Source organism: Polynucleobacter necessarius (assembly GCF_900095185.1).
Classification (GTDB): domain Bacteria; phylum Pseudomonadota; class Gammaproteobacteria; order Burkholderiales; family Burkholderiaceae; genus Polynucleobacter.
This window is the reverse complement of sequence record NZ_LT606948.1, coordinates 671,207-697,915: the sequence shown is the minus strand read 5'-3', so window position 1 is coordinate 697,915 and position 26,709 is coordinate 671,207. Positions and strand designations below refer to the sequence as shown.

Annotated in this window: 23 protein-coding genes, 4 tRNA genes, 2 rRNA genes and 1 pseudogene; all 30 read right to left on the bottom strand. The window is 46.7% G+C overall.

Annotated features, from left to right (window positions below; genetic code table 11):
- Positions 1–91 precede the first annotated feature (91 nt).
- A complete protein-coding gene (gene rpsQ / locus DXE31_RS04035; RefSeq protein WP_114697883.1) occupies positions 92–361 on the bottom strand; it encodes a 30S ribosomal protein S17 in 270 nt (89 codons plus the stop codon).
- A gap of 12 nt (positions 362–373) precedes the next feature.
- The gene (rpmC, locus tag DXE31_RS04030; RefSeq protein WP_114697882.1) at positions 374–568 is read right to left on the bottom strand and encodes a 50S ribosomal protein L29; all 195 of its coding nucleotides are present in this window, start codon (positions 566–568) and stop codon (positions 374–376) included.
- Positions 569–582: 14 nt separating this feature from the next.
- Entirely contained in the window at positions 583–996 is a 414-nt protein-coding gene (gene rplP, locus DXE31_RS04025; RefSeq protein WP_114697881.1) for a 50S ribosomal protein L16, read from the bottom strand.
- A 2-nt stretch (positions 997–998) separates the two neighbouring features.
- A complete protein-coding gene (rpsC, locus tag DXE31_RS04020; RefSeq protein ID WP_114697880.1) occupies positions 999–1,826 on the bottom strand; it encodes a 30S ribosomal protein S3 in 828 nt (275 codons plus the stop codon).
- 8 nt (positions 1,827–1,834) lie between these two features.
- Complete coding sequence (gene rplV / locus DXE31_RS04015; RefSeq protein ID WP_197712241.1) at positions 1,835–2,167, bottom strand: 50S ribosomal protein L22; 333 nt, start codon at positions 2,165–2,167, stop codon at positions 1,835–1,837.
- Positions 2,168–2,174: 7 nt separating this feature from the next.
- Positions 2,175–2,453 carry a 30S ribosomal protein S19 gene (rpsS, locus tag DXE31_RS04010; protein ID WP_011901904.1) on the bottom strand — a complete coding sequence of 93 codons (279 nt, stop codon included), beginning with the start codon at positions 2,451–2,453 and terminating at the stop codon, positions 2,175–2,177.
- A 19-nt stretch (positions 2,454–2,472) separates the two neighbouring features.
- Complete coding sequence (rplB, locus tag DXE31_RS04005) at positions 2,473–3,303, bottom strand: 50S ribosomal protein L2 (RefSeq protein WP_114697879.1); 831 nt, start codon at positions 3,301–3,303, stop codon at positions 2,473–2,475.
- Positions 3,294–3,620, bottom strand: a complete 327-nt coding sequence (gene rplW, locus DXE31_RS04000) for a 50S ribosomal protein L23 (protein ID WP_114697878.1) — start codon at positions 3,618–3,620, stop codon at positions 3,294–3,296. Before rplW ends, rplB begins: the two co-directional genes overlap by 10 nt.
- Entirely contained in the window at positions 3,617–4,237 is a 621-nt protein-coding gene (gene rplD / locus DXE31_RS03995; protein WP_114697877.1) for a 50S ribosomal protein L4, read from the bottom strand. Before rplD ends, rplW begins: the two co-directional genes overlap by 4 nt.
- A gap of 11 nt (positions 4,238–4,248) precedes the next feature.
- On the bottom strand, positions 4,249–4,905 hold the full coding sequence (gene rplC / locus DXE31_RS03990) for a 50S ribosomal protein L3 (RefSeq protein WP_114698647.1): 657 nt from the start codon (positions 4,903–4,905) through the stop codon (positions 4,249–4,251).
- Positions 4,906–5,102: 197 nt separating this feature from the next.
- Entirely contained in the window at positions 5,103–5,414 is a 312-nt protein-coding gene (rpsJ, locus tag DXE31_RS03985) for a 30S ribosomal protein S10 (protein WP_114697876.1), read from the bottom strand.
- Positions 5,415–5,504: 90 nt separating this feature from the next.
- Positions 5,505–6,695: an elongation factor Tu gene (gene tuf / locus DXE31_RS03980; RefSeq protein WP_114697866.1), complete on the bottom strand. Its 1,191-nt coding sequence runs from the start codon at positions 6,693–6,695 to the stop codon at positions 5,505–5,507.
- Positions 6,696–6,745: 50 nt separating this feature from the next.
- A complete protein-coding gene (fusA, locus tag DXE31_RS03975) occupies positions 6,746–8,848 on the bottom strand; it encodes an elongation factor G (protein WP_114697875.1) in 2,103 nt (700 codons plus the stop codon).
- A gap of 28 nt (positions 8,849–8,876) precedes the next feature.
- Complete coding sequence (gene rpsG, locus DXE31_RS03970; protein ID WP_114697874.1) at positions 8,877–9,347, bottom strand: 30S ribosomal protein S7; 471 nt, start codon at positions 9,345–9,347, stop codon at positions 8,877–8,879.
- Positions 9,348–9,507: 160 nt separating this feature from the next.
- Positions 9,508–9,888, bottom strand: a complete 381-nt coding sequence (rpsL, locus tag DXE31_RS03965) for a 30S ribosomal protein S12 (protein WP_068947691.1) — start codon at positions 9,886–9,888, stop codon at positions 9,508–9,510.
- 182 nt (positions 9,889–10,070) lie between these two features.
- A complete protein-coding gene (gene rpoC, locus DXE31_RS03960) occupies positions 10,071–14,327 on the bottom strand; it encodes a DNA-directed RNA polymerase subunit beta' (protein ID WP_114697873.1) in 4,257 nt (1,418 codons plus the stop codon).
- Position 14,328: 1 nt separating this feature from the next.
- Complete coding sequence (gene rpoB, locus DXE31_RS03955; RefSeq protein ID WP_114698646.1) at positions 14,329–18,255, bottom strand: DNA-directed RNA polymerase subunit beta; 3,927 nt, start codon at positions 18,253–18,255, stop codon at positions 14,329–14,331.
- Positions 18,256–18,482: 227 nt separating this feature from the next.
- Positions 18,483–18,809, bottom strand: coding sequence for a 50S ribosomal protein L7/L12 (gene rplL, locus DXE31_RS03950; RefSeq protein WP_114697872.1), 327 nt, complete (start codon positions 18,807–18,809; stop codon positions 18,483–18,485).
- Positions 18,810–18,811: 2 nt separating this feature from the next.
- Positions 18,812–19,141 (bottom strand): annotated as a pseudogene (gene rplJ / locus DXE31_RS03945) (50S ribosomal protein L10); the annotation flags it as partial.
- 237 nt (positions 19,142–19,378) lie between these two features.
- Positions 19,379–20,080: a 50S ribosomal protein L1 gene (rplA, locus tag DXE31_RS03940; protein ID WP_114697870.1), complete on the bottom strand. Its 702-nt coding sequence runs from the start codon at positions 20,078–20,080 to the stop codon at positions 19,379–19,381.
- A gap of 2 nt (positions 20,081–20,082) precedes the next feature.
- Positions 20,083–20,514 carry a 50S ribosomal protein L11 gene (gene rplK, locus DXE31_RS03935; RefSeq protein ID WP_114697869.1) on the bottom strand — a complete coding sequence of 144 codons (432 nt, stop codon included), beginning with the start codon at positions 20,512–20,514 and terminating at the stop codon, positions 20,083–20,085.
- A gap of 157 nt (positions 20,515–20,671) precedes the next feature.
- Entirely contained in the window at positions 20,672–21,244 is a 573-nt protein-coding gene (gene nusG, locus DXE31_RS03930; protein ID WP_114697868.1) for a transcription termination/antitermination protein NusG, read from the bottom strand.
- Between the two features lie 9 nt (positions 21,245–21,253).
- Complete coding sequence (gene secE / locus DXE31_RS03925) at positions 21,254–21,631, bottom strand: preprotein translocase subunit SecE (protein WP_114697867.1); 378 nt, start codon at positions 21,629–21,631, stop codon at positions 21,254–21,256.
- A gap of 20 nt (positions 21,632–21,651) precedes the next feature.
- Positions 21,652–21,727 (bottom strand) — tRNA-Trp (locus DXE31_RS03920).
- Between the two features lie 13 nt (positions 21,728–21,740).
- Positions 21,741–22,931 (bottom strand): elongation factor Tu, encoded by a 1,191-nt coding sequence (tuf, locus tag DXE31_RS03915; protein WP_114697866.1) that lies wholly within the window; start codon positions 22,929–22,931, stop codon positions 21,741–21,743.
- Positions 22,932–22,995: 64 nt separating this feature from the next.
- Positions 22,996–23,070 (bottom strand) — tRNA-Thr (locus tag DXE31_RS03910).
- Between the two features lie 21 nt (positions 23,071–23,091).
- Positions 23,092–23,165 (bottom strand) — tRNA-Gly (locus DXE31_RS03905).
- A 5-nt stretch (positions 23,166–23,170) separates the two neighbouring features.
- A tRNA-Tyr gene (locus DXE31_RS03900) sits at positions 23,171–23,255 on the bottom strand.
- 105 nt (positions 23,256–23,360) lie between these two features.
- Positions 23,361–23,474: ribosomal RNA gene (gene rrf / locus DXE31_RS03895) — 5S ribosomal RNA — on the bottom strand.
- A 106-nt stretch (positions 23,475–23,580) separates the two neighbouring features.
- Positions 23,581–26,453: ribosomal RNA gene (locus DXE31_RS03890) — 23S ribosomal RNA — on the bottom strand.
- Positions 26,454–26,709 lie beyond the last annotated feature (256 nt).

Genomic DNA, 26,709 nt, shown 5'->3' with positions numbered 1-26,709 from the left:
TGCTGCTCCAACAAAACCAGAGAAGCCTTTTATTTTACTACGTAAAACAGGAATTTGGGCAGAAACTTCGCCAAAATCCCTAATAATTTCTTTAAATACCCTTAGAAGCTTCTACTAAACGGGTCACAACCCAAGATTTAGTGCGTGAAATTGGCTTAGATTCAGCAATTTCAACGGTATCACCCATCTTGTATGTGCCAGCTTCGTCATGAGCATGGTACTTTTTAGACTGTCCAACGTACTTGCCAATTACCGGATGCTTAACTTGACGCTCAACTAAAACCGTAACAGTTTTTTGCAGTTTGTCGCTAACAACGCGGCCCACGAGGGTACGGCGTAAGGGTTTAGATAATTCTGCCATATCCCTTTTTCCTTATGTCTGTGCAGTCTTTTGGGCGATAAAAGTCTTAACACGAGCGATGTCGCGCTTATTTTTACCCAATTGGCTGGTATTAGTGAGTTGCTGAGTGCCTTTTTGCATACGGAGTTTAAAACCAGTCTTCAATAACTCAGTTAACTCTGTATTCAAAGCAGCCAGATCTTTTGTGGCTAATTCTGTATTTTTCATAATCTCTATCCCGATCAACCTAAGTGGCGAATCACGAAAGTGGTCTGCAAAGGTAGCTTAGCAGCAGCAAGCTTTAAAGCTTCACGCGCCAATTGCTCGTCAACACCGTCCATCTCGTAAAGCACTTTGCCTGGTTGAATTTCAGTTACGTAGTACTCCGGGTTACCTTTACCGTTGCCCATACGTACTTCTGCAGGTTTTTGTGAAATTGGCTTATCTGGAAAAATGCGAATCCAAATACGGCCACCACGTTTAATGTGACGAGTCATTGCACGACGTGCTGACTCAATTTGACGCGCAGTCAAACGACCACGGCCAACAGCCTTCAATCCAAAGTCACCAAAGGCTACAGAACTGCCGCGTGTTGCCACGCCAGTATTACGGCCCTTTTGTTCCTTACGATACTTGCGACGCTTTGGTTGTAGCATACTTACTCTCCTGACTTCTGCGTATCTGCGGCTGGTGTTTCTACCTTACGCACACGCTTAACTGCTGGTTTAGCAGCAACTAAAGGTTTGTCTGTGCCAGCAGCTGGTTTACGAACAGCCGTCTTACTTGGGGCACGACGAGTTTTCTTTTCTTCGGCAGCTGGTGCAGCGGATGGAGCTGGTACTTGAGCTTCTGCACCACGACCCAATGTGTCGCCTTTGTATACCCAAACTTTTACACCAATAATGCCGTATGTTGTTTCAGCTTCAGAAGTTGCGTAGTCAATATCCGCTCTCAAAGTATGAAGCGGAACACGACCTTCACGGTACCATTCGCGACGAGCAATCTCTGCTCCATTTAAACGGCCTGATGACATGATCTTAATACCTTGTGCGCCAAGACGCATTGCGCTTTGCATTGCACGCTTCATTGCGCGACGGAACATGATGCGCCTCTCTAACTGTTGAGCAATAGAGTCAGCAATCAATTGTGCATCAACTTCTGGCTTACGAATTTCTTCGATGTTCACATGAACTGGAACTCCCATACGCTTTTGTAATTCGCGCCGGAGCACTTCAATGTCTTCACCTTTTTTGCCGATTACAACGCCTGGACGTGAGCTGTAGATAGTAATACGCGCGTTCTTTGCAGGACGCTCAATGACTACTTTGCTTACGGATGCGTTCTTCAACTTCTTCTTGAGATAGCTGCGGACATCTACGTCCTCTTTCAGCATCTTTGCGAAGTCAGTATTGTTTGCATACCAACGTGATGTCCAATTCTTCGTTACCGCGAGTCGGAATTCGGTGGGGTTTATCTTTTGGCCCATATATTTCCTTAGTTACTCAAGGTCACGCTAATGTGACAAGTTTGTTTTTCAATTTGATTGCCACGACCCTTAGCGCGTGCGGTAAAGCGCTTCAATGACGTGCCTTTATCAACAATAATTGCTGAAACCTTGAGCTCGTCAATGTCAGCACCCTTATTGTGTTCAGCGTTGGCCACAGCGGACTCAACAACTTTTTTCACAATGAAGGCAGCTTTCTTGGGGCTGAAGTTCAAAATGTTTAATGCGCGAGCAATTGGCAAACCACGAATTTGGTCAGCAGCCAAACGTGTCTTTTGCGCAGAAATGCGGGCACCCTTGTGAATAGCTTTAACTTCCATCATCATCCCCTTACTTCTTCGTTACTTTCTTGTCAGCAGCGTGACCTTTGAAAGTACGGGTCAAGGCAAATTCGCCTAACTTATGACCCACCATGTTTTCTGATACATATACCGGAACGTGTTGACGACCGTTATGTACAGCAATCGTCAGACCAATAAAGTCTGGGAGGATTGTTGAACGGCGTGACCAAGTTTTGATCGGCTTTTTGTCTTTGTTGGCTTGTGCAACTTCAACTTTTTTTACTAAGCTGGCGTCGCAGAATGGGCCTTTTTTAGCTGAACGTGTCATATCTATTTATCCTTATCGCTTAACGTTTTTGACGACGTTGAACGATCATCGAAGTTGTACGCTTATTACGACGTGTGCGATAACCTTTGGTTGGAGTACCCCATGGGGATACAGGAACACGGCCTTCGCCAGTTCTACCTTCACCACCACCATGTGGGTGATCTACTGGGTTCATTGCTACACCGCGAACGGTTGGGCGAATGCCACGCCAGCGATTTGCACCTGCTTTACCAATTTGACGCAAGCTGTGCTCTTCGTTGCCAACTTCACCAATGGTGGCGCGGCACTCAATCAGAACACGGCGAACTTCACCGGAGCGTAAACGCACTTGAGCGTAAACACCTTCGCGAGCCAACAATACTGCTGAACCACCAGCAGAACGTGCAACTTGCGCACCTTTGCCTGGCATGATTTCAACGCAGTGAATTGTGCTACCAACTGGAATGTTACGAATTGGTAAATTGTTACCAGACTTGATAGGCGCTTCTGAGCCATTCATCATTGCCTGACCAACAGTCATACCCTTAGCCGCAGGAATATAGCGACGCTCACCATCAGCAAACACGATCAAAGCGATATTTGCACTGCGGTTTGGGTCATATTCCAAACGCTCAACTTTTGCTGGAATACCATCTTTGTCGTTGCGCTTGAAGTCAACAACACGATAGTGATGCTTATGACCACCACCTTTATGACGGATAGTGATGTGACTGTTGTTATTGCGACCTGCTTTTTGGAACTGTGGCTCAAGTAGTGGTGCAAAAGGCTTACCTTTATGGAGGTCAGGATTGACCACCTTGACCATTGAGCGACGACCTGGTGAGGTCGGTTTTGTCTTCATCAAAGGCATGATGAATTCGCCTCCGCTTCAAAGTTGATTTCTTGGCCTGGCTTCAAATTCACGTAGGCCTTCTTAGTATGGTCACGACGACCTTCAAAACGGCCATAGCGCTTAGGCTTACCTTTTTGATTCACGATTTGCACTGAGTCAACTTGCACTTTGAAGAGCAATTCAACTGCTTGTTTAACATCGAGCTTATTGGCATCGCGAGCCATTTGGAAAACTACTTGTTCATTTTTCTCGGCAACCATAGTGGCTTTTTCAGAGATTACCGGACCAAGCAGAACCTTCATGAGGTTGTGATCGTTTTTACGGACTTGGCTCATTTCAGCAACTCCTCAATTTTGGCGATCGCTGCTTTGCTTACCAATACTTTTTTGTATTGAACCAAAGCTAATGGATCGGCATGCTGCGGCTCAACCACTGCAACTTTATGCAAATTACGTGAGGCCAAGTACAAATTCTCGCTAACCTGATCAACAATGATCAAGACTGAATCCAAGCCCATAGCTTTAACTTTGTCAGCTAAAACTTTGGTCTTTGGAGCATCTAGATTGAATTGACAAACAACATTCAATCGACCTTCGCGGGCTAACTGAGACAAAATCGATCTCATACCTGCGCGATACATTTTCTTGTTTACTTTTTGGCTAAAATTCTCTTCTGGAGAATTCGGGAATATACGACCACCTCCACGCCACAGCGGGGACGAGCTCATACCAGCACGTGCCCGACCAGTACCCTTTTGACGCCAAGGCTTCTTGGTAGTGTGCTTAACTTGCTCACGGTCTTTTTGTGCGCGATTACCGCTACGTGCATTTGCTTGGTAAGCCACTACAACTTGGTGTACCAAGGCTTCGTTATATTCACGCTCGAATACCTCTGGTGAAGCTTTTACGCCTGCACCTAAAGTACCATCCTCTTGGAGAAGCTTAAGTTCCATATTCGCTCTCCTTATTTCTTCTTCAACGGTGTCTTCACCGCTGGAGTAACAATAACTTTACCGCCCGGAGCGCCTGGAATGGCGCCTTTAACCATGATGAGATTACGCTCTGCATCAATGCGTGCGATGACTAAATTTTGTACGGTGCGAGTAACGTCACCAAAGTGGCCAGTCATGCGCTTACCCGGGAAAACGCGACCCGGATCTTGCGCCATACCGATGGAGCCGGGTACGTTATGTGCTCTGGAGTTACCATGTGATGCTCGACCAGAAGCGAAGTGATAACGCTTGATGGTGCCTGCGTAACCCTTACCGATGGTTACGCCTTGCACATCCACTTTTTGACCAGCAGTAAATGCAGCATCAGCAGGAACAACTTGTCCTGGTGTCATTGCTGCAATTGTTGCTGCATCTAAATGAAATTCGTTGAGTGCATTACCAGCCATCACGCCTGCTTTTGCAAAGTGACCAGCCATTGATTTAGTAACGCGAGTCGCTCTACGTATGCCATGCGCCAACTGGATAGCGTCATAGCCATCAGTTACCTGGCTCTTGATTTGAGCGACTCTGTTGTCGCTCACGTCGATTACAGTCACAGGAATCGCTTCCCCTTCGTCCGTAAACAGACGGGTCATGCCGACCTTGCGGCCGATTAAGCCTAAGCTCATATTCATGCTCCACGCCGACTTCAATTGGTCGGCAAAATTAATTTCAGTGATTTACAAGTAAAAATACTTCTAAATCAATAACTTACAACGTTTTTAATGCTGATAAAACTAATATTTGAACTCAAATAATTGAGTGAAGCCTTAAATTTTATCCCGAAAAACTGATCTTGACAAGCAAAAAGACCAGAAACAACACATTACTGCAACTTAATTTCGACGTACACACCTGCTGGGAGGTCTAATTTCATCAATGCATCTACAGTTTTCTCTGTAGGATCAATGATATCCATCAAACGGAGATGGGTACGGATCTCTAACTGATCACGAGATGTCTTGTTCACATGCGGGGAACGTAAGATATCAAAACGCTCGATACGAGTTGGCAGAGGTACTGGACCCTTAACAACTGCACCAGTACGCTTGGCTGTATCAACAATTTCAGCAGCAGACTGGTCGATCAAACGATAATCAAATGCTTTAAGACGAATACGAATTTTTTGGTTTTGCATATTAATTCCAAAGAGCGTTGTGGTGCTGCCACGTTATATACATCTAAAGAGCACGGTGACATCAGCAGCACTAATATCACCGTTTAGCACTTAAGCCAAAATCTTTGCAACCACTCCGGCGCCAACAGTACGGCCACCTTCACGGATCGCAAAACGTAAACCTTCTTCCATCGCGATTGGTGCGATTAGTTTGACGGTAATCGTGAGGTTATCACCTGGCATCACCATTTCTTTGTCTTTTGGCAACTCGATTGAACCCGTTACGTCTGTAGTACGGAAGTAGAACTGGGGACGATAGTTGTTAAAGAATGGAGTATGACGACCACCTTCGTCTTTACCCAAGATGTAAACCTCGGCAGTAAAGTGCGTATGTGGAGTGATAGAACCCGGCTTAGCCAATACTTGGCCGCGCTCAACTTCTTCACGTTTTGTACCGCGCAACAAGATACCCACGTTATCGCCTGCTTGACCTTGGTCGAGCAATTTACGGAACATTTCAACACCAGTACAGGTTGTCTTAAGAGTTGGCTTGATGCCGATAATTTCGATCTCTTCGCCGACTTTAACGATACCGCGCTCAATACGACCAGTGACGACAGTACCTCGACCGGAGATCGAGAACACGTCTTCTACTGGCATCAAGAACGCACCTTCAACCGCACGCTCTGGAGTAGGGATGTAAGAGTCAAGGGTTTCAGCCAATTTCATGATGGCTTCTTTACCCAATGGACCTTCATCGCCTTCTAGGGCTAACTTAGCAGAACCTTGGATGATTGGTGTGTCATCGCCAGGGAAGTTGTACTTAGACAGAAGTTCACGCACTTCCATTTCAACTAACTCGAGCAATTCAGCGTCATCAACCATGTCACACTTATTCAAGAAAACGACGATGTAAGGAACGCCCACCTGGCGTGCCAAGAGAATGTGCTCACGAGTTTGTGGCATTGGGCCGTCAGCAGCAGAACAAACCAAAATAGCGCCGTCCATCTGAGCAGCGCCAGTAATCATGTTCTTGACGTAGTCAGCGTGTCCTGGGCAATCTACGTGAGCATAGTGACGATTGGCTGTCTCGTACTCAACGTGCGCAGTGTTAATCGTAATACCACGGGCCTTTTCTTCTGGAGCAGCATCGATCTGATCGTATGCTTTTGCTTCGCCACCGAATGCTTTTGAGAGCACAGTTGCGATTGCTGCTGTCAAAGTAGTTTTACCGTGGTCAACGTGACCGATAGTACCTACGTTTACGTGCGGTTTTGTCCGCTCGAACTTTTCTTTTGCCATTTTTGTCTGCCTTCTTTAGCTAGTCAATATTCAAAATTAATGTGGATAAATTATTTCGCTTTAGCAGCCATAACTGCTTCTGCAACGTTCTTAGGTGCTTCGGAATAATGCTTAAATTCCATGGTGTAGGTAGCACGACCTTGGGTCAACGAGCGCAAGTCGGTTGAGTAACCAAATATCTCTGCCAATGGCACTTCAGCGCGAACAATCTTGCCGCCACCTGGAATGTCATCCATACCTTGCAAAATACCGCGACGGGATGAGAGGTCACCCATTACGTTACCCATGAAATCTTCTGGCGTTTCAACTTCTACAGCCATCATTGGCTCGAGCAATACTGGAGCCGCTCTGCGCATACCGTCTTTAAACGCCATCGAGCCCGCCATCTTAAATGCGTTTTCATTGGAGTCAACATCATGGTATGAACCGAAGAACAATGTTGCTTTGACATCAACGACTGGATACCCAGCCAAGATACCGGAGTTCAATGTTTCAATAATGCCTTTTTCAACTGCAGGGATGTATTCGCGTGGAACAACACCGCCCTTAATAGCGTCAACGAATTCAAATCCTTTGCCTGGTTCCTGTGGCTCAAGCTTCAATACAACGTGACCATATTGACCACGACCACCAGATTGCTTAACAAACTTACCTTCAACTTCGTCGCAGGTTTTGCGAATTGTTTCGCGGTAAGCAACCTGTGGCTTACCAACAGTGGCTTCAACACCAAATTCGCGCTTCATACGATCAACCAAAATTTCCAAGTGGAGCTCGCCCATACCGGAAATAATGGTTTGGCCTGATTCTTCATCAGTCTTCACGCGGAAGGAAGGATCTTCTTGGGCTAACCGATTTAATGCAAGCCCCATTTTTTCTTGGTCAGCTTTTGTCTTAGGCTCCACTGCTTGAGAGATCACTGACTCTGGGAATACCATGCGCTCCAGGATCACAATGCTATCTGGATCGCACAATGTCTCACCTGTGGTTACATCTTTGAGACCAACAGCAGCAGCGATATCACCTGCGTAAACTTCTTTAATTTCTTCACGTTGGTTAGCGTGCATTTGCAACAAGCGACCAACACGCTCTTTTTTTCCCTTAATTGGGTTGTAGATGGTGTCGCCAGACTTCATTACACCTGAGTAAACACGAAAGAAAATGAGCTGACCAACGAATGGGTCGGTCATGATCTTAAATGCCAATGCTGAAAATTTCTCATCATCGGCAGCTTTTCGTTCTGCAGGTGTACCGTCTTCCAATCCACATGGCACTGGCGGCACATCTAATGGAGATGGTAATAACTCAACTACCGCATCCAACATTGCCTGAACACCTTTGTTCTTAAAGGCAGTTCCGCACAACATTGGAACGATTTCATTAGCAATAGTACGTTGACGCAATGCTTTTTTGATTTCATCTTCTGTCAAGCCTTCGCCGCCGAGATACTTTTCCATCAACTCTTCTGAGCTCTCTGCAGCGGCTTCGAGCATTTTCTCGCGCCACTCTTCAGCAGATGTTTGCAACTCAGCAGGAATATCTTCGTACGTGAACTTAGTACCTTGTGAGGCCTCATCCCAAATAATGGCTTTCATTTTTACCAAGTCAATAACGCCTTTGAAGTTGTCTTCTGCGCCGATTGGAATCTGGATCAAGATTGGGTTCGCTTTAAGACGGGCTTTCATCTGGTCATAAACTGTGAAGAAGTTCGCACCAGTACGGTCCATCTTGTTTACGAACGCCAAACGTGGCACCTGATACTTGTTAGCTTGACGCCAAACAGTTTCAGATTGTGGCTGAACACCACCTACCGCACAATAAACCATGCAAGCGCCATCCAAAACGCGCATAGAGCGCTCAACTTCAATGGTGAAATCTACGTGTCCTGGGGTATCAATAATGTTGATACGGTGCTCAGGCATATTGCCTGCCATACCCTTCCAGAAAGTGGTGGTAGCAGCAGAAGTAATGGTGATGCCACGCTCTTGCTCTTGCTCCATCCAGTCCATGGTAGCTGCGCCATCATGCACTTCACCGATTTTGTGATTAACACCGGTATAGAACAGAACGCGTTCTGTAGTTGTTGTCTTACCTGCGTCAATATGCGCAGAAATACCAATATTGCGGTATTTGTCGATGGGAGTTTTACGTGCCACTGTTTATGCCTTTTCTTGACTATTGCGATTAGAAGCGGAAATGTGAGAAAGCCTTATTGGCTTCTGCCATGCGGTGCACTTCTTCACGCTTCTTCATAGCGCCGCCACGACCTTCAGCAGCTTCTAATAATTCGTTGGCCAAACGTTGAGCCATTGATTTTTCGCCACGCTTTTTAGCGGCTTCACGCAACCAGCGCATTGCCAAGGCGGAACGACGTGATGGGCGAACTTCAGCTGGAACTTGATAGTTAGCACCACCAACACGACGACTTTTTACTTCCACCATCGGCTTAACGTTACCCATGGCAGTTGAAAAAATTTCGAGTGGTTCTTTATTTGCTTTTTTCTCGATATGATCAAAGGCGCCATACACAATGCGTTCTGCTACCGATTTCTTGCCGTCCAACATGAGGACGTTCATGAATTTAGCTACTTCTACATTACCGAATTTTGGATCCGGCAAAATTTCCCTTTTGGGAACTTCACGACGACGTGGCATAACAACTCCTTCAGTTCAGTTAGGGATGATTCAGGCGAACCATCCGCTCCGGTTGCCCTACTATCTAAGAAGATTCCTAGACGGAACAACTACTTACTTGTCTTTTGAGTCTGACAAAAAATGACTTACTACCAATACTACGATTGCTTAATTCTATGAATTAAGCAGCTTTCTTAGCGCGCTTTGCTCCATACTTAGAACGGGCTTGCTTGCGATCTTTAACGCCTTGTAAGTCCAAAGAACCGCGGACGATGTGGTAACGCACACCTGGCAAGTCCTTCACACGACCACCACGGATCAGCACTACTGAGTGTTCCTGGAGGTTATGGCCTTCACCGCCAATGTATGAAATCACTTCAAAACCATTGGTTAACCGAACTTTAGCTACCTTACGTAGCGCAGAGTTAGGCTTTTTAGGAGTGGTTGTGTACACACGTGTACATACACCACGGCGCTGTGGGCTGTTTTGCAGCGCAGGGCTCTTGCTTTTAACGGTAAGCCTTGTTCTTGGCTTGCGTAATAATTGATTAATTGTTGGCATAAAATAGCTCGGTTAGTACTTCTTTGGTGCTTTCTTTAAGAAAATCAATGACTTAGAGAAGTTCTAGGTCAAAAAGACCCTCTTCTGAATCAGTAGAACTCAGCATTTTAGCTTGGCCAGCCTTTTCCGTCAACCAAATGGGGAAAAACTGGCCATTTCTAGCCAAAATTACCAAATTAGCTTTAATCAACCTCCCCAGTAGGAGCAACGACTTCAGTCTCAATTGCTACAAGCATATTGGCCATTGCTTCCTCTTCGGCGGCAATCATTTGAGCACAATCGCGCTCGAATTGCTCTCTGACCTTGCGTGCACGGCGGTAAGACAAGCCAGTACCAGCAGGGATCAAACGACCAATAATGACGTTTTCCTTGAGGCCACGAAGAGTATCGGTCTTGCCCATAATTGCAGCTTCGGTCAATACACGAGTGGTTTCTTGGAAAGAGGCCGCCGAAATGAAGCTATCGGTCGACAAAGATGCTTTAGTAATACCAAGCAATACGTTATCGAACTGAGCAGGGTGTTTACCTTCAGCAATGACACGATCATTTTCGTCATATAACTTGGAGCGCTCCACCTGCTCACCAGTAATGAAGGATGTATCACCCGGTTCAGTTACCTGAACACGACGCAACATCTGACGCACAATAACTTCAATGTGTGTGTCATTAATCTTCACCCCCTGGAGACGATAAACGTCCTGAACCTCGTCGACGATGTAGAGAGCTAACTCTTCGATGCCTTTGAGAGTCAAGATGTCATGCGGATCAGCAGGACCTTCCACAATCATCTCGCCCTTGTTCACAACTTGGCCGTCATGAACGAGAACTTGCTTTTCTTTAGAAATCAAGAATTCATTAGCTTCACCATCCATATCGGTAATCACCAAACGTTGCTTACCCTTAGTTTCTTTACCAAAAGAAACGGTTCCAGTCACTTTCGCCAATACCGCTGCGTCTTTTGGTGAGCGTGCTTCGAACAACTCTGCAACGCGTGGCAAACCACCAGTAATGTCGCGAGTCTTCTGTGATTCGATTGGAATACGTGCTAATACTTCACCAACTTCGACTGTCTGACCATCTTTAACAGTAATCAAGGCGCCCACTTGGAGGCCAATATTTACTGGGTGATCGGTGCCGGCGATCATGACATCATTGCCCTTGTCATCAACCAAGTTGATTACTGGGCGAACGCCTTTGCTCGCTGCTGAACGACGTTGACCATCAATGACCACCAAAGTTGAAAGGCCAGTTACTTCATCAACCTGTTTGGCAACGGTGACGCCTTCTTCAACGTTGTCAAAGCGAGCAACACCAGCATACTCAGAAATGATCGGGCGTGTTAATGGGTCCCAAGTTGCCAAGCTTGCTCCGGCTTTCACTGCTGCGTCTTCTTTTAACAAGAGAGTTGCGCCGTAAGGAACTTTATGACGCTCGCGTTCACGACCATTGTCTTCAACGATCAAAGCTTCGCCAGAGCGTGAAATCACGATCTGCTCACCCTTAGCGTTTTTCACAACACGCATCGCGCCAGAGAACTTCAAAGTACCATTCGATTTAGCTTCAATATTACTTGCAACTAAAGCGCGTGAAGCCGCACCACCGATGTGGAAGGTGCGCATTGTCAACTGTGTGCCTGGCTCACCGATGGACTGAGCAGCAATCACACCAACCGCCTCACCAACGTTCACCAAGCCACCGCGACCTAAATCACGTCCATAGCACTTCGCGCACAAACCATAACGGGTCTGGCAAGAGAGTACTGTGCGAACTTTGACTTCGTCGATACCCAATGCAACGATTTGATCAACATGATCTTCATCGAGCAATGTGTCATTAGGAACAGTGATCTCTTGTGTGTCAGGACGAACGATGTCACCGATACATACACGGCCCAAAATACGATCGCGCAATGCCTCGATAATTTCGCCGCCTTCAACAAGCGCTTTCATGGTTACACCAGTAGTCGTACCGCAATCTTCTTCGATCACAACGAGGTCTTGTGTTACGTCGCATAAACGACGTGTCAAGTAACCGGAGTTAGCAGTTTTCAATGCAGTGTCAGCCAAACCTTTACGAGCACCGTGGGTTGAAATGAAGTACTGCAACACGTTCAAGCCTTCACGGAAGTTCGCAGTAATTGGGGTTTCGATGATGGAGCCATCAGGCTTAGCCATCAAACCACGCATACCGGCCAACTGACGAATCTGGGCTGCAGATCCGCGAGCACCAGAGTCCGCCATCATATAGATAGAGTTAAAGGATTCTTGACGGGCAGGCTTACCGTTACGATCAAGTACATCCACATGTGATAACTCATCCATCATCGCTTTACCAACTTGGTCGCCAGCGGCACCCCAAATATCAACAACGTTGTTATAACGCTCTTGATTAGTTACGAGACCAGACATGAATTGCTTGTCATATTCCTTCACCTTGGTAGAAGCTTCGGTGATGATGCGCTCTTTAGAGCTTGGAATCAGCATATCGTCGATCGCAATCGAGATACCGGCCTTAGTAGCCAAACGGAAACCAGACTGCAAGAGACGATCAGCAAAAATCACGGTCTCACGCAAGCCACACTTACGAAAAGAAGTGTTGATCAATCGGGAGATTTCTTTTTTCTTCAAAGGTTTATTGATTTCCTCGAAAGACATCCCTTTAGGCAAAATCTCAGACAAGATGGCACGGCCAACTGATGTTTGATAAATCTTGGTCTTCTCAGAAACACGCGCATCGCCTTCCGCCTTCTTATCCACGATGTCATACTCAGTAATACGCACTGCAACACGAGATGCCAATTCAACTTGACCTGCTTCGTATGCACGCATTACTTCAGTAATGTTCGCGAAAACCATGCCTTCGCCTTTACCGTTGATCTTGTCACGGGTAGCGTAGTAAAGACCCAACACCACGTCCTGTGAAGGAACGATAGATGGCTCGCCGTTCGCTGGGAACAACACATTGTTAGAGGCTAACATCAGCGTACGTGCTTCCATTTGCGCTTCGAGCGACAAAGGAACGTGAACCGCCATTTGGTCGCCGTCAAAGTCTGCGTTAAATGCTGCGCAAACCAATGGGTGCAATTGGATTGCTTTGCCTTCAATTAGCATTGGCTCAAAAGCCTGAATACCAAGACGGTGCAAAGTCGGTGCACGGTTCAACATGATTGGATGTTCACGAATCACTTCTTCGAGAATGTCCCAAACGATTGGCGTCTGGCTTTCAACTTCTTTCTTCGCAGCCTTAATGGTGGTTGCAATTCCTAAAGTTTCGAGCTTATTAAAAATGAACGGCTTAAATAACTCCAATGCTATCAATTTTGGCAAACCGCACTGATGCAATTTCAATGTAGGGCCAACCACGATGACTGAACGACCAGAGTAGTCAACCCGTTTACCCAACAAGTTTTGACGGAAACGACCGCTCTTACCTTTAATCATTTCAGCCAAGGACTTGAGAGGGCGCTTGTTAGCGCCAGTCATAGCCTTGCCGCGACGACCATTGTCGAACAATGAGTCAACCGCTTCTTGCAACATTCGTTTTTCGTTACGAACGATGATCTCTGGTGCGCGCAACTCTAACAACCGCTTCAAGCGGTTATTACGATTGATCACGCGACGATAGAGATCGTTCAAATCGGAGGTGGCAAAGCGACCGCCATCCAACGGCACCAATGGACGTAATTCGGGAGGCAATACAGGCAAGACCTCCATGATCATCCAGTCAGGCTTAATGCCTGAAGTCTGGAACGCTTCGAGTACCTTTAAACGCTTGGCGTATTTCTTGATCTTGGCATCACTGCCTGTCGCCTTCAATTCAGCACGAATCGTCTCTACTTCGCGATCGATATCAATCGAACGCAAGAGATCACGAATTCCTTCCGCGCCCATGATGGCCGTAAATGCACCGTCACCATATTCTTCTGTCTTCGCAATGTACTCGTTTTCGGATATGATCTGACCACGCTTCATCGCGCCTTCAGGAGTCATACCAGGATCAACAACGACATACGCCTCGAAGTAGAGAACGCGCTCGATATCACGCAAAGTCATATCGAGCACCATTCCCAGACGGGATGGCAAAGACTTCAAGAACCAAATATGCGCAACAGGGGCTGCCAATTCAATGTGGCCCATGCGCTCACGACGCACTTTAGCGAGAGTGACTTCAACGCCACACTTCTCGCAGATAACGCCACGGAACTTTAAGCGCTTGTACTTGCCGCATAAGCACTCGTAGTCTTTAGTTGGTCCAAAAATCTTGGCGCAGAACAAACCATCACGCTCGGGCTTAAAAGTCCGATAGTTGATTGTTTCTGGTTTGCGTACTTCACCAAAAGACCATGAGCGAATTTTCTCAGGGGATGCAAGGCCAATCTTGATGACATCAAACTGCTCATCACCTTGCGCTTGCTTAAATAAATCGAGCAATGCTTTCATATCAGTTGTGCTCCATATCAATGTCAATACCCAACGAACGGATTTCTTTTACCAGCACGTTGAAGGATTCGGGCATGCCAGCATCAATCGTGTGCTCGCCCTTGACGATGTTTTCGTACACCTTGGTACGGCCTGCGACGTCATCGGACTTCACTGTCAGCATTTCCTGCAAGACATATGAAGCACCGTATGCTTCGAGGGCCCAGACTTCCATCTCACCAAAGCGCTGACCACCAAACTGAGCTTTACCGCCCAATGGCTGTTGCGTTACTAGAGAGTAAGGTCCAGTTGAACGAGCATGCATCTTGTCATCCACCAAATGATGGAGTTTCAAGACGTGCATTACGCCAACAGTGACTGGACGCTCAAACTGATCGCCAGTACGGCCATCACACAAAATCATTTGCTGACGTGATGGGGTCATCTTCAAAGAAGTAGCTACTTCTTCTGGATAGGCCAGCTCGAGCATGCGTCCGATTTCGGCTTCAGTTGCACCGTCAAACACTGGAGTAGCAAATGGTAAGCCTTGGCGGAGATTCTCAGCCAATACGTTGATTTGCTCGTCAGTGAAGTTATCGATATCTTCAATGCGACCTGTTTCGTTGTAGAGCTGCTTGAGGAACTTACGTAACTCAGCTTGCTTAGCTTGCTGACGAACCATTTCATCAATACGCTTACCAATACCTTGAGCAGCCCAACCTAGGTGGGTTTCCAAGATCTGACCAACGTTCATGCGGGAAGGAACTCCCAATGGGTTCAAGACGATATCAACAGGACGTCCGTCTGCCATAAATGGCATATCTTCAGCAGGGGCGATTTTAGAAACTACACCCTTATTACCGTGACGACCAGCCATTTTATCACCAGGTTGCAAGCGACGCTTAACAGCTAAGTAGACCTTAACCATCTTTGTTACGCCAGGTTGTAAATCATCGCCCTGAGTAAGCTTAGTGCGCTTCTCTTCAAAAGCTTCATCAAACTGTTTACGTTTCGCTTCGATAGAGGACTTGATTGCTTCAAGTTGTGAAGCCGCTTCCTCATCTGCTGGACGAATATCAAACCAATAGTATTGATCCAAATCAGCAAGGTAATCCTTATTGATCTTGGTGCCTTTAGCTAATTTCTTAGGGCCGCCATTAGCAACTTTGCCAATCAACAGCTTTTCTAAACGCATGAAGGCATCGCCCTCGACAATACGCAACTGGTCGTTTAAGTCCAAACGATAACGCTGGAGCTCTTCCTGAATGATGAACTGTGCTCGAGCATCGCGCTCAATACCTTCACGAGTGAAGACTTGAACATCAATAACCGTACCAACCATGCCGGAAGGAAGCTGTGACTCTGCCAAATTGGAAATATCACGAGCAATCTCTTCTGACCCAAGCTTGGTATCACGCGCAACCACTGACAACTCTTCAATATGAATAGAGGTGTAACGGTCATCTGCAACCACTTTCTCCGAGATCAAGATCGAATCTTCAAAGTTGTAGCCATTCCATGGCATAAATGCCACAGTCATGTTTTGACCCAAAGCCAATTCACCCAAGTCAGTAGATGCACCGTCAGCCACTACGTCGCCACGTACTACACGATCGCCAACCTTCACGATTGGACGTTGATTGATATTGGTATTTTGGTTTGAGCGGGTGTACTTGATGAAGTTATAGATGTCTACACCAACTTCACCAGCTGCAGTTTCATCATCGTTTACACGAATCACAACACGATTCGCATCAACGTAATCCACGATGCCGCCACGAGCTACTAAAACAACGGTGCCGGAGTCAACCGCAACAATACGCTCTAAGCCTGTACCAACCAAAGGCTTATCTGGACGTAAGCAAGGCACTGCTTGACGCTGCATGTTCGCACCCATCAATGCACGATTCGCATCATCGTGCTCTAGGAATGGAACGAGTGAGGCTGCAGCAGAAACAATCTGACTAGGTGCAACGTCGATAAAATCAATGCGCTCTGGGCTAACCATCATGGTTTCACCAGCTTGACGCGCCGAAACCAATTCGTCGGCCAACTTACCATTTTTGTCGATTGTTGCGTTCGCCTGGGCAATTACATACTGCGCCTCTTCAATCGCAGAGAGGTAAACCACTTCATCGCTTACCTTACTATTGGAAACCTTACGATATGGAGTTTCAAGGAAGCCATGCTCATTTAAACGCGCAAATAACGCGAGTGAGTTGATCAAACCAATGTTTGGTCCTTCTGGGGTTTCGATTGGACAAACACGTCCATAGTGGGTTGGATGTACGTCGCGCACTTCGAAGCCTGCGCGCTCGCGTGTCAAACCACCAGGTCCCAATGCAGAAATACGACGCTTGTGCGTGATTTCTGAGAGTGGGTTGGTTTGGTCCATAAACTGGGACAACTGTGAAGAACCGAAAAACTCACGAATCGCAGAAGAAATTGGCTTACTGTTAATCAAGTCATGCGGCATGAGATTTTCCGTTTCAGCTTGGCCGAGACGCTCTTTAACAGCACGCTCAACACGTGACAAACCGGCACGGAATTGGTTTTCAGCCAATTCACCAACACAACGCACACGACGATTACCTAAGTGATCGATATCGTCTACTTCGCCTTTGCCGTTACGTAAATCTACGAGAGACTTAATCGTGTCGAGAATATCTTCATTCGACAGTACCATCGGCCCTTCCATCTCGGCACGACCAAGACGGCTGTTCACCTTCATGCGGCCAACACGCGATAAATCGTAAGTATCTTCACTGTAGAACAAGCGTTGGAATAAAGCCTCAACCGCATCTTCGGTTGGAGGCTCACCAGGACGCATCATACGGTAGATGGCAATACGAGTGGCCATTTGATCCACTGTCTCATCAATACGCAATGTTTGTGAAATGTACGCACCAGAATCTAAATCGTTGATGTAGATGGTTTCCAATTGCTTAATGCTGGTATCGCGCAATGTAGCCAACAACTCTTCAGTGATTGCATCATTAGCATAGGCCAGGATTTCACCAGAATTTGGATCAACAATATTACGCGCAACCACGCGACCCACTAAGTAGTCATCTGGTACCGCGATTGTTTTTGTCTTAGCCGCTTCGAGTTCGCGAATATGCTTTGCATTGATACGCTTATCTTTGTGAATGACGACAACGCCATTCTTATCGAGCACATCAAAGCTAGCCAACTGGCCACGCAAACGCTCTGGCACAAATTCCATTGAACTGCCGTTAGCAGTCAATGTGAAATGGTCAAAGTGAAAGAAGTTAGCAAGAATCTGTTCGTTGTTTAAACCAATTGCCTTAAGCAAAATGGTGACAGGCATCTTACGACGACGGTCAACACGGAAATAGAGTATGTCTTTTGGATCAAACTCGAAGTCAAGCCATGAACCACGGTAAGGAATGATGCGAGCTGAGAATAGCAGCTTTCCTGAGCTGTGTGTTTTGCCCTTATCGTGCTCAAAGAAAACGCCTGGAGAACGATGCAACTGAGACACAATGACACGCTCAGTACCGTTGATCACAAAAGAACCGTTTTCTGTCATGAGTGGAATTTCACCCATGTAAACTTCGCTCTCTTTTACTTCTTTGACCTTTGTGGGCGCTTCGCGATCATAAATAATCAAGCGAACTTTAGCGCGCAAGGCAGAGTGATATGTGTAACCACGTTGCTGACATTCTTTAACGTCAAATGGAGGCTGTGATAACTGGTATGACACGTATTCCATACGTGCATAGCCGTTGTTAGAGACAATTGGGAATGCTGATGTAAAGGCAGCCTGTAGTCCCTCGTTAATACGAGAAGTAGCTGGCTTATCAGCCTGTAAAAATTTAGCGTAGGATTCCAGCTGCGTTGCGATCAGATACGGAACCTGGTGGTTATTGACTCGCTTAGCAAAGCTTTTACGGACTCGCTTGCGTTCGGTGAAGCTATAGTTCATTTCATCTCCGACTTCAGCGACTGTACAAAGATTTGGCGATTGGCCACTACCAATCACTGGCGGACAACACTAGACCGTTTCAATCTAGTGTCCGACCAAACTTGCATTCTGCAGTCGTATCAGAAGGCAAACCCGATTTCATGGCTGATTGAAATCGGGTTTGACCTCTAGATGTCAAACCCAACATGACTAACCTCCCTTTATGAGAGGCGCCAGCATTGCTTGTGTTACTTAAGTTCTGCTTTAGCGCCAGCTTCTTCAAGCTTCTTCTTAGCTTCTTCAGCTGTCTTCTTGTCAACAGCTTCTTTAATTGGCTTAGGTGCACCATCGACCAAGTCCTTAGCTTCTTTCAAGCCAAGACCAGTAATTTCGCGAACTGCCTTAATTACTGAAACTTTATTTGCACCAACTTCGAGCAAGTTAACAGTGAATTCTGTTTGCTCAGCGCCACCAGCATCGCCACCAGCTGCACCGGCAGGACCAGCAACGGCCATAGCTGCAGCTGAAACATTAAACTTCTTTTCGAACGCCTTAACCAAGTCGTTCAAATCCATAAGCCAGCAGTAATAACTAGCTTCTCCTGAGTCTGAGCAAAGTTCTGTAATACTTTTGCCGAAGCAATAGGATCAGCAGAAATACTATAGATCAAGGGGCCAATCATCGAATCAGCAAGGGGCTCAAACTGAGTGCCTTGTGCAGCACGGCGTGCCAATGTGCTCTTCAAAACGCGAAGATATACACCTTGGTCACGTGCGCTAGCGCGTAGCTTTGTAAGCTGCTCTACTGGAATACCACGGTATTCAGCCAGCACGACAGTTTGGGCTCTAGCCAATTGAACGCCGACATCAGCAACAATCGCTTTTTTATCTTGTACATTCAAAGGCACGGTTTAACTCCATCAAAACCAACTGTTTCCAGTTGGGGTTACACACCAGCGTCTGATCATTTGTTCGCAAAGCCTCTTGTGAAAATCTTTTCAGGGTCGCCATCTGCGCTGGCTATTACTTTCGTAACGATTAAGAATTAATTCTGTATTAGCAATTAATCCACCAACGGTCTTTGATGTTCGACTCCCGCTCTTTGAGCGGGAGTCGACCCAAAGTTCTTTTTTGTTACAAGCTAATTAAGCTGCTGCCTGTAACGATGCTTGGTCTACACGTACGCCTGCACCCATGGTGCTGCTTACGGCAACCTTCTTTAAATAAAAACCCTTAGATGCTTGAGGCTTTGCTTTATGCAAAGCCTCAAGCAATGCGAGTAAATTAGATTTCAATGCAGCTGGCTCGAATGAGCGACGGCCAATGCTTGCGTGCACGATACCGGCTTTGTCTACACGGAACTGTACTTGACCAGCTTTCGCATTCTTAACAGCAGTAGCTACATCGGGAGTTACTGTTCCCACTTTTGGATTTGGCATCAAACCGCGTGGGCCCAATACCTGACCCAAGGTACCAACAATCTTCATTGTGTCTGGAGATGCGATCAAAACATCAAAATTAATTTTGCCGCCTTTGATTTGTTCCGCAAGATCTTCCATGCCGACAATTTCTGCGCCAGCAGCCTTGGCTTGCTCAGCCTTCTCGCCTTGTGCAAAAACAGCCACGCGAACATGCTTACCTGTACCGGCTGGGAGTACTACAGCGCCACGTACCACCTGGTCAGATTTCTTAGCATCAATACCCAACTGAACAGCAACGTCGATAGATTCATCAAACTTTGCAGTTGCACACTCTTTAACGAGATTTAATGCGTCTTCTAATGAGTAGAACTTGTTGCGATCTATTTTGGATTGAATGGCTTTTACGCGTTTAGATAATTTAGTCATGATTAGAGCCCTTCCACAGTGATGCCCATGGAACGAGCGCTACCAGCGATTGTTCTAACAGCTGCGTCCATATCGGCGGCTGTCAAATCTGGCATTTTTGCTTTAGCGATTTCTTCCGCTTGAGCACGAGTAATTGAACCCGCCTTGTCAGTATGCGGACGTGGTGATCCTTTTTCGATCTTCGCAGCCTTCTTAATCATGATGGTTGCTGGAGGAGTCTTCATGATGAATGTGAAGCTCTTATCAGCGAAAGCTGTAATCACGACTGGAATTGGCAGGCCAGGTTCCATGCTCTGAGTTTGAGCATTAAACGCCTTACAGAATTCCATAATGTTGATGCCGCGTTGTCCCAATGCTGGACCTACGGGAGGTGATGGATTTGCTTTACCTGCAGGAATCTGCAGCTTAATAAAGCCAATAATCTTCTTCGCCATGTGTTGCTCCTTAAAGCGCGTCTTACCTCACGAGTAGAGACCGCCGTTGAGTAAACGCTTCGCTAGTTTTTGACTTACTAGCTCCGCTCCTCGGTTAAATACAAAATCTAAATAACCACTTAAAACTGCAAAACAAAACAGGCTCAAACCCTTGTTTTTACATCTTTTCTACTTGGCCGAACCCAAGCTCAACTGGGGTACCGCGGCCAAAAATTGTAACAGAAACACGCAATCTTGACTTCTCGTAATTCACTTCCTCAACGTTCCCGTTGAAATCCGTAAACGGCCCTTCCTTAACGCGCACCATTTCTCCAACCTCGAAGAGGGTCTTAGGCTTAGGTTTATCGACCCCAGCCTGCATTTGGTCCATGATTTTAGTCACTTCTGCCGTAGAAATTGGGCTTGGGCGGTTACGAATACCCCCTACAAAACCGGTTACCTTTGGCGTATTTTTTACCAAATGCCAGCTCTCATCTGTCATTTCCATTTCAATCAGGACATATCCCGGGAAGAAACGACGCTCAGAAACTGATTTAGTGCCGGATTTAATTTCTACAACCTCTTCGGAGGGAACCAAAATGCGGCCAAATTTTTCAGGCATTCCAGAACGCGCAATACGCTCTTCAAGACCCTTTTTAACGCTCTTTTCCATGCCGGAATAGGCGTGAATAACGTACCAGCGCATATTACCGGTAGCTTGTGGATTGGTGGCTGTTGCAGAATCAATCATTTTGCTTACTCACGTCCAGTCTAAAAAGACTGAAAAAACTAGCCATTCAATTAATTTGTCTGCAATCCATAGAAACAAGGATGTGATCAGAACAAAGCCAAATACGACTAGAGTCATTTGGGTGGTCTCTTTACGAGACGGCCAAACAACCTTTTTTACTTCATACCAAGAATCTTTTGCGTAGGTTATAAAACGACGCCCACCTGGAGAAATTGTTACAATCAGAACCGCAGCAGCAATGCCACCAAACAAAACCCCCAGCCTTACCAGTAACGACTGGTCGACCAGTGTGTAGTAAAGAACTAACGCTGCAACGACGACTAAAGCAGCGAGTATCGAAACCCAGCTACTTTTTTCTTCAGTTTGACTTGCCGTTTGTTGAGACATATTACTTTCAGTTCAAATCATGGCAGGGGCGGAGGGCATCGAACCCCCAACCTTTGGTTTTGGAGACCAACGCTCTGCCAATTGAGCTACACCCCTTTATCAAAGGCACTTAAGCCAAAATCTTTGCAACCACTCCGGCGCCAACAGTACGGCCACCTTCACGGATCGCAAAACGTAAACCTTCTTCCATCGCGATTGGTGCGATTAGTTTGACGGTAATCGTGAGGTTATCACCTGGCATCACCATTTCTTTGTCTTTTGGCAACTCGATTGAACCCGTTACGTCTGTAGTACGGAAGTAGAACTGGGGACGATAGTTGTTAAAGAATGGAGTATGACGACCACCTTCGTCTTTACCCAAGATGTAAACCTCGGCAGTAAAGTGCGTATGTGGAGTGATAGAACCCGGCTTAGCCAATACTTGGCCGCGCTCAACTTCTTCACGTTTTGTACCGCGCAACAAGATACCCACGTTATCGCCTGCTTGACCTTGGTCGAGCAATTTACGGAACATTTCAACACCAGTACAGGTTGTCTTAAGAGTTGGCTTGATGCCGATAATTTCGATCTCTTCGCCGACTTTAACGATACCGCGCTCAATACGACCAGTGACGACAGTACCTCGACCGGAGATCGAGAACACGTCTTCTACTGGCATCAAGAACGCACCTTCAACCGCACGCTCTGGAGTAGGGATGTAAGAGTCAAGGGTTTCAGCCAATTTCATGATGGCTTCTTTACCCAATGGACCTTCATCGCCTTCTAGGGCTAACTTAGCAGAACCTTGGATGATTGGTGTGTCATCGCCAGGGAAGTTGTACTTAGACAGAAGTTCACGCACTTCCATTTCAACTAACTCGAGCAATTCAGCGTCATCAACCATGTCACACTTATTCAAGAAAACGACGATGTAAGGAACGCCCACCTGGCGTGCCAAGAGAATGTGCTCACGAGTTTGTGGCATTGGGCCGTCAGCAGCAGAACAAACCAAAATAGCGCCGTCCATCTGAGCAGCGCCAGTAATCATGTTCTTGACGTAGTCAGCGTGTCCTGGGCAATCTACGTGAGCATAGTGACGATTGGCTGTCTCGTACTCAACGTGCGCAGTGTTAATCGTAATACCACGGGCCTTTTCTTCTGGAGCAGCATCGATCTGATCGTATGCTTTTGCTTCGCCACCGAATGCTTTTGAGAGCACAGTTGCGATTGCTGCTGTCAAAGTAGTTTTACCGTGGTCAACGTGACCGATAGTACCTACGTTTACGTGCGGTTTTGTCCGCTCGAACTTTTCTTTTGCCATTTTTGTCTGCCTTTAGTTAACTCTTAAACCAAACACGAAATACACAATTAATAAAAATGAAACATGGTGCCCATGGGCAGGATCGAACTGCCGACCTCTCCCTTACCAAGGGAGTGCTCTACCACTGAGCCACATGTGCTAAATTTATTGCAACAAATTCTGGAGCGGGATAAGAGAATCGAACTCTTGACCGAAGATTGGAAATCTGCTGTTTTACCATTAAACTAATCCCGCACATCTGGTGGAGGGGGTAGGATTCGAACCTACGTAGGCATAGCCAACAGATTTACAGTCTGCCTCCTTTAGCCGCTCGGACACCCCTCCACGAACCAAATATATTGACTCCAAATGGAGATTTTGTCAATCTCTCTAAACGCTTTGTACAAGTAAAAACGCCCAGACTTAAAAGGGTCTGGGCGTCGCATTGGTGCCCGGCAGTTACCTACTTTCACACGGGTAATCCGCACTATCATCGGCGTAGAATCGTTTCACTGTCCTGTTCGGGATGGGAAGGAGTGGTTCCAATTCGCTGTGGCCACCGGGCTTAGAGGGTTGAGTTGCTGATTTATCAGCAACTTTATTTAAGTAAGCATGTAATTAAGGCTGCAGATTAAATCTGGCAAACATCCAACACAATAGTGCTGGTTATAGGATCAAGCCTAACGGGCAATTAGTATTGGTTAGCTTAACGCATTACTGCGCTTCCATACCCAACCTATCAACGTTGTGGTCTTCAACGACCCTTTATGTAGGTTAAACCTACGGGAGATCTCATCTTCAGGCAAGTTTCCCGCTTAGATGCTTTCAGCGGTTATCTCTTCCATACATAGCTACCCTGCGATGCTTCTGGCGAAACAACAGGTACACCAGCGGTATGTCCACTCCGGTCCTCTCGTACTAGGAGCAGCCCCCGTCAAATCTCCAACGCCCATGGCAGATAGGGACCAAACTGTCTCACGACGTTTTAAACCCAGCTCACGTACCTCTTTAAATGGCGAACAGCCATACCCTTGGGACCAGCTACAGCCCCAGGATGAGATGAGCCGACATCGAGGTGCCAAACACCGCCGTCGATATGAACTCTTGGGCGGTATTAGCCTGTTATCCCCAGAGTACCTTTTATCCGTTGAGCGATGGCCCTTCCATACAGAACCACCGGATCACTATGACCTGCTTTCGCACCTGCTCGACTTGTCGGTCTCGCAGTTAAGCACGCTTTTGCCATTGCACTTTAGGTACGATGTCCAACCGTACCAAGCGTACCTTCGTACTCCTCCGTTACACTTTGGGAGGAGACCGCCCCAGTCAAACTGCCTACCATGCACTGTTCTCGACCCGGATAACGGGCCAAGGTTAGAACCTCAAATAAATCAGGGTGGTATTTCAAGGTTGGCTCCAACAGAACTAGCATCCTGTTATCAACGCCTCCCACCTATCCTACACAGACCGATTCAAAATCCAATGCAAAGCTACAGTAAAGGTTCATGGGGTCTTTCCGTCTAGCCACGGGTAGTTTGCATCATCACAAACATTTCAACTTCGCTGAGTCTCAGGAGGAGACAGTGTGGCCATCGTTACGCCATTCGTGCAGGTCGGAACTTACCCGACAAGGAATTTCGCTACCTTAGGACCGTTATAGTTACGGCCGCCGTTTACTGGGACTTCAATCAAGAGCTTGCACCCCATCATTTAATCTTCCAGCACCGGGCAGGCGTCACACCCTATACGTCCACTTTCGTGTTTGCAGAGTGCTGTGTTTTTATTAAACAGTCGCAGCCACCTTTTTATTGCAACCCTTTCGTCCTTCCGTTGTTCACGGTCAAACTACAAGGGCGCACCTTATCCCGAAGTTACGGTGCAAATTTGCCGAGTTCCTTCTCCTGAGTTCTCTCAAGCGCCTTAGAATACTCATCTCGCCCACCTGTGTCGGTTTGCGGTACGGTCTTGTTAGACTGAAGCTTAGAGGCTTTTCTTGGAACCACTTCCAATTGCTTCGCGAATAAATTCGCTCGTCTCACGCCCTTGAATTATGCTACCGGATTTGCCTAATAGCCATCTCCAACGCAAGAACCGAGACTTCCAACACCCGGACAATTTTCCGCGATCCGTCCCCCCATCGCATCTAACAATGGTCAAGGAATATTAACCTTGTTCCCATCAGCTACGCATCTCTGCCTCGCCTTAGGGGCCGACTCACCCTGTTCCGATGAACGTTGAACAGGAAACCTTGGGCTTACGGCGAGGGGGCTTTTCACCCCCTTTATCGCTACTCATGTCAGCATTCGCACTTCTGATACCTCCAGTATCTTTTACAAGACACCTTCACAGGCTTACAGAACGCTCTCCTACCATCACATTGTGTGATCCGCAGCTTCGGTTATATGCTTAGCCCCGTTACATCTTCCGCGCAGGACGACTCGATCAGTGAGCTATTACGCTTTCTTTAAAGGATGGCTGCTTCTAAGCCAACCTCCTGACTGTTTTAGCCTTCCCACTTCGTTTCCCACTTAGCATATATTAGGGACCTTAGCTGGCGGTCTGGGTTGTTTCCCTCTTGACACCGGACGTTAGCACCCGATGTCTGTCTCCCGTGCTTGCACTCGTAGGTATTCGGAGTTTGCTATGGCGCAGTAATCCGCAATGGACCCCACTACCATGACAGTGCTCTACCCCCTACGGTGATACACGAGGCTCTACCTAAATAGTTTTCGGAGAGAACCAGCTATTTCCAGTTTTGTTTAGCCTTTCACCCCTATCCACAGCTCATCCCCTAACTTTTCAACGTTAGTGGGTTCGGTCCTCCAGTACGTGTTACCGCACCTTCAACCTGGCCATGGATAGATCAACTGGTTTCGGGTCTACACCCAGCAACTAGTGCCCTATTCGGACTCGCTTTCGCTACGCCTTCCCTATTCGGTTAAGCTTGCTACTGAATGTAAGTCGCTGACCCATTATACAAAAGGTACGCAGTCACCCCTTACGAGGCTCCTACTGTTTGTATGCACACAATTTCAGGATCTATTTCACTCCCCTCCCGGGGTTCTTTTCGCCTTTCCCTCACGGTACTTGTTCACTATCGGTCGATTACGAGTATTTAGCCTTGGAGGATGGTCCCCCCATATTCAGACAGGATTTCACGTGTCCCGTCCTACTTGTCTCTAGCCTAGTACCACTCAATAATTTTTACATACGAGACTATCACTCTTTATTGTTGGACTTTCCATTCCATTCTGTTAATTACAGAACTATCACTAGAAGGCTCTTCCCATTTCGTTCGCCACTACTTTGGGAATCTCGGTTGATGTCTTTTCCTCTCGCTACTTAGATGTTTCAGTTCACGAGGTTCGCTTCTCATACCCTATGTATTCAGGTATGGATACCACAAAAGTGGTGGGTTTCCCCATTCAGAAATCCCCGGATCAAAGCTTATTTACCAGCTCCCCGGGGCTTATCGCAGGTTATCACGTCTTTCGTCGCCTGTAATCGCCAAGGCATCCATCATGTGCACTTATTCACTTGATCCTATAACTAGCACCATTGCTAGTACCTGTTACAGGTTTTATTTTTACTTCTGACATGTTTGCCGTAATCCAAACTGTAAGTTCTTGTTAAGAACTTTGTAAAACTTGTTTGATATTACTGATTGATGCTTTAAATCTTTACCCTTATTACATTGTCAAACGCACTCTCTCAAAGATACGTTTGACACTTTGCTTACTCAAATTTTTAAAGAACAGCCATAAATTGCACAACTAAACAGTTCACAATTGCTTAGTTT